General features: G+C 67.1%; 3 protein-coding genes. All 3 read right to left on the bottom strand.

Translation table 11 applies throughout. The features are described from left to right. Nucleotides 1–128: 128 nt before the first annotated feature. Complete coding sequence (locus tag AC1DQP_RS17600) at nt 129–1,088, bottom strand: acetyl-CoA carboxylase carboxyltransferase subunit alpha (RefSeq protein ID WP_256776817.1); 960 nt, start codon at nt 1,086–1,088, stop codon at nt 129–131. 113 nt (nt 1,089–1,201) lie between these two features. After that, a complete protein-coding gene (locus tag AC1DQP_RS17605) occupies nt 1,202–2,074 on the bottom strand; it encodes a hypothetical protein (RefSeq protein ID WP_457319757.1) in 873 nt (290 codons plus the stop codon). A 31-nt stretch (nt 2,075–2,105) separates the two neighbouring features. After that, a partial coding sequence (dnaE, locus tag AC1DQP_RS17610) for a DNA polymerase III subunit alpha (RefSeq protein WP_478052112.1) occupies nt 2,106–4,108 on the bottom strand: 2,003 nt, incomplete at its 5' end.

Below are 4,108 nucleotides of genomic sequence, written 5' to 3' on the forward strand. Positions count from 1 at the left end.
CTCCCCAACGTGTCCAGCGGTATCGGGAGCCGGCCAGCGGCCGGCACTACCGGGAAGGTGGCTGCTGCGGCAACCGCAACGGCAGCCGACCAACGGTCGGCTCTACCTTTTGCCGATCGAGCCGCGGCTCAGACCGTTTCGTAGGTGCCGTAGCTGCGCAGGCGCGTGTAACGCCTGGCCAGCAGTTCGTCCACCGACAGCTTCTGCAGTTCGTCCAGTTCGTTGAGCAGCACGGCCTTCAGGCGCTTGCCCATCTGGTTCGGGTTGCGGTGGGCGCCGCCGGTCGGCTCGCGCACCACCTTGTCGATCAGGCCCAGGCCCTTCAGGCGCGGGGCGGTCATGCCCAGCTGCTCGGCGGCGTCCTTGGCCTTGCCGGCGTCCTTCCACAGGATCGAGGCGCAGCCTTCGGGGGTGATGGTGGAATACACGCTGTATTCCAGCATCACGGTGCGGTCGCCCACGCCCAGCGCCAGGGCGCCACCGGAGCCGCCTTCGCCGATCACGGTGCAGATCACCGGCACCTTCAGCTCGGCCATTTCCAGCAGGTTGCGCGCGATCGCTTCGGACTGGCCGCGCGATTCGGCGTCGATGCCCGGCCAGGCGCCGGCAGTGTCGATCAGGGTCAGCACCGGCAGGCCGAAGCGTTCGGCCATCTTCATCAGGCGCAGCGCCTTGCGGTAGCCCTCCGGCTTGGGCATGCCGAAGTTGCGCTTGATCTTTTCCTTGGTGTCGCGGCCCTTCTGGTGCCCGATCAGCATCACCGACCGGCCACCGATGCGGGCCAGGCCGCCCATGATGGCCTTGTCGTCGGCGAAGGCGCGGTCGCCGGCCAACTCCTGGAACTCATCGCAGAAGATGCGGATGTAGTCGGCGGTGTACGGGCGCGAGGGGTGGCGGGCCAGCTGCAGGATCTGCCACGAGGACAGGTTGCGGAAGATCTGCGCGGTGCGCACGCGCAGCTTGTCCCGCAGGGCATGCACCTCGGCCTCGACATTGACCGCAGGGCCTGCGCTGGCACTGCGCAGTTCCTGGATCTTCGCCTCCAGATCAGCGATGGGTTGCTCGAAGTCGAGGTAGTTCGGATTCATCGGAAACCGTCGTGAAGAAAAGAGGGAAAGTGTAGCCGAATGCGCCGAAAAGCCCCGTACGCCCTCGTCTGGAAACCGACGGTAGCGCAGCGGGGCGGGGCGCGCCAGTCAGCTCAGGGCACCACCAGCGCGGCACTGCCCATCAGGGTGCTGCGGGTTTCGACGAAGGTGTTGTAGGCCTTGTTGGCGTCGACCGGCAGGCCCGAGCCCAGCGCGGCGGTGGCGACGGTAAAGGCGATCTGCGCCTGCAGCGCTTCCTGCTGCAGCTGCAGCTGGGCGTCGGCCGTGGTGGCCCGGAGGTAGCGCGCGTACAGCTCACGCAGGGGGCCGGCATGGGCGTCGAAGACCGGGTCCAGCGGCGGCAGCGTGGTCGGGGCGGCCTCCAGCGTGTAGTGCGGGGGCTGGTAGCCGGCCGGCTGCTGGCGTCGGTAGGCGCCGGGCTGGCCCGCATTGCCTTCGGCGTAGGCGATGAAGTCGGCGGCGGTGAAGATCTTGGTGCTGATCCGGCCGCCGGTCTCGTCCACATGGGCCACGGTCTGTTCGTCCGGGAACGGCTCGCGCACGCCAAACGTCCAAGCCTGGTCGATGAACAGCGCATGGGTGGTGCTGTACGGACCGTCGAAGCCGACCCCGCCCAGTTCGATGTGGTTGCCGGGGGCGCCGAAGTGCTTGAGCTTGTCTTCGTCGGTGACGTAAATTTCGCTGGCGATCACGTACTCGCCCAGGGTCGGGTTGATCAGGCCGCCCTTGCCACGCGCGTACACGATGAACCGCACATCGCCCAGCGCCGGGGTCTGCAGGTGGTGTTCGCCGGGCTTGAGCTTGACCGGGCGCGAGGCGTGCGCGGCGATTGGCAGTTCGTTGCCGTCGATGCGCAGGGTCAACGGTGTATCGCCCGGGTTGTCGATCTCGAAGGTCTGGGACGGGCTGGAACAGCCGGTGACGGCAACGGCTGCGAGCAGCAGCACGGTCAAACGCTTGATCAAAACAAAGTACCTGTAGTGCGGAGGGCGCGGGTCAGTTGGCCCACGGCGGGCTGTAGCGCACCTTCAGGGTGCGCACGGCGGGATCGGCGCGCAGGGCGTCGACCAGGTGGCTGTCCACGCGCACGGCGGTATCGCCGGCCACGTCGAGCATGCCGGCCACCGGTCCCTGTTCGGAACCGAGCAGCAGATCCAGGCGCAGTGGTGTGCGGCCGGGGCGGTGACGGTCCAGCAGCGCGTTGATGCGCGACCACGCCGGGTCGCCCTGGCGCAGGTCAAGGCGCAGCGACAGACGCGTGGCGTAGTTGGCGCACACCTCGTCGTAATCCCAGCACTGGCGCAGGCGCAACGCGTAGCCGCCGTTGAATTCGTCTTCGCGCAGGCCACCCTTGACGATCAGGATGCGGTCCTTGGTCATCAGGTGGCCGAATTCGGCCAGGCCGTCGGTGAAGGCACTGCACTCCACGCGGCCCTTGCTGTCTTCCAGCTGCATGAAGACCTGGCTTTCGCCCTTGCGGCGCACGCCGACCACCTGGCCGGCCAGGATCACCGGGGTTTCCTGGCGCCACGCGCGCTTCTCCCCGTCCTTGCTCGGGCGCGCCGGCGGGATCAGGCGTTCGAGCATGCCCAGGTCGGTGCCGACCAGTTCCTTGACGTCCTCGGCATAGGGATCGAACGGGTGGCCGCTCAGGTAGAAGCCGAGCGTGTCGCGTTCGCCATCGAGGAGCTGGCCCAGTGCCCATTCCTTGGCTTCGGGCAGGTCCAGCTGCATCGCGGTGCTCTTCGGGCTGGGCGCGCCGAACAGCGAATTCTGCCCGGAGGCCTTCTCGCGGGTGATCTGGTCGGTGGCCTTGAGCACTTCAGGCAACTGCAGCATCAGCGAGGCGCGGTTCTTGCCCAGGCCGTCCATCGCGCCGCAGTTGATCATCGCTTCGAGCGTGCGCCGGTTGAGCTTGCCCGATTCGGCGCGCATGCAGAAATCCAGCAGCGATTCATACGGACCACCGCGCTGGCGCTCTTCCACCACCGCTTCGCATGCGCCCTGGCCGACGCCCTTGATCGCGCCGAGGCCGTACTGGATGGTGTCGGCGCTGGACGCTTCGAACATGTAGGCGGACGCGTTGACCCGCGGCGGCAGCACGGTCAGGCCGAGGTTGCGCACCTCCGCCAGGAAGCCGACCACCTTGTCGGTGTTGTCCATGTCCGAGGACAGCGTCGCGGCCATGAACTCGGCCGGGTAGTGGCGCTTGAGCCAGGCGGTCTGGTAGCTCACCAGCGCGTAGGCGGCGGCGTGCGACTTGTTGAAGCCGTAGCCGGCGAACTTTTCCATCAGGTCGAAGATCGCGTCGGCCTTGGCCTCGCTGACCCCGTCCTTGGCCGCACCTTCGCGGAAGATCTCGCGATGCTTGGCCATTTCGGCCGGCACCTTCTTGCCCATCGCGCGCCGCAGCAGGTCCGCGCCGCCCAGCGAGTAACCGCCGACGATCTGCGCCATCTGCATGACCTGCTCCTGGTACACCATGATGCCGTAGGTGTCTTTCAGGATCGCTTCGGTGCGCGGATCGGGATAGATGATTTCTTCCTGCCCGTGCTTTCGCGCGTTGAAGGAGGGAATCAGGTCCATCGGGCCGGGGCGGTACAGCGACACCAGCGCGATGAGATCTTCGAAGCGGTCGGGGCGCGCGTCTTTCAGCAGGCGGCGCATGCCTGAGGATTCGAACTGGAACACCGCGCCGGTATTGCCGTTGGCGAAGATGTCCTTGTAGGTGGCCGCGTCGTCCAGCGGCAGCGCGGTGATGTCCACCGGCGGAATGCCCGCGCGCTCGTGGCGCTTGTTGATCGCCTTGACCGCCCAGTCGATGATCGTCAGCGTGCGCAGGCCGAGGAAGTCGAACTTGACCAGGCCGATTTCTTCGACGTCGTTCTTGTCGAACTGGGTGACCGGGTTGCGGCCGCGGCCGCCTTCGTCGTGTTCGGCGAACAGCGGGCAGAACTCGGCCAGCGGTTCGGGCGCGATCACCACGCCACCGGCATGCT

The sequence above is a fragment of the Stenotrophomonas sp. P5_A8 genome, from assembly GCF_056400545.1.